Genomic DNA, 673 nt, shown 5'->3' on the forward strand with positions numbered 1-673 from the left:
CCATAGGCGCACACGGCAGCCACTAACCTCCCGATCCCTATCGGCGACCCTGATAGATGAATGCATCAATCAGGGATTTTTTCCAAGGGTTTTTGGCTAGTGGGCTAAATGTTGGCAGTAGTGATTCTATTCAGCATCTGATTCACTATCAAATAATTCGTGTAACTTCTTTTGTAATATTTTTTTGTCGGGAAGTTGTGTTTTATAATCAGAAATCATTGTTGGCGATAGACTTCGGCTTAATGAGTATTCAACAACTTCACTATCTTTATCTTTACATAATAAAATTCCAATACTCGGATTTTCATTTGGCTTTTTTATGTCTCTATCTAAAGCTTCCAAATAAAAATTCAATTGCCCTAAATGGTCAGGTTTAAATTTGTCCGTTTTAAGCTCAAAAGCCACTAAACATTGAAGTCCACGATGATAAAATAGCAAATCAATAAAAAAGTCACTATTCCCTACTTGTAATTTATATTCTTCGCCAATAAACAAAAAGTCTTTGCCAAGCTCAAGAATGAAATTTTTCATTTGTTTAATAAGACCACGCTGTAAATCCATTTCACTGTGGCGCTCAGGTAGATTTAAAAACTCAAAAACATAACTATCCTTAAATGTGTTTATCAAGTCCTGATTATTATCTCTCAACGCTGTCGAGAGTTTTGAGTTTCCA

1 protein-coding gene is annotated in these 673 nt (G+C 34.9%); it reads right to left on the minus strand.

The features are described from left to right. Window positions 1-126: 126 nt before the first annotated feature. Window positions 127-673, minus strand: a 547-nt coding sequence (locus tag MM214_RS18955; protein WP_241297746.1) for a PDDEXK nuclease domain-containing protein, incomplete at its 5' end; no start/stop codon positions are given.

This window comes from Belliella kenyensis (genome assembly GCF_022549675.1).
GTDB classification, from domain to species: domain Bacteria; phylum Bacteroidota; class Bacteroidia; order Cytophagales; family Cyclobacteriaceae; genus Belliella; species Belliella kenyensis.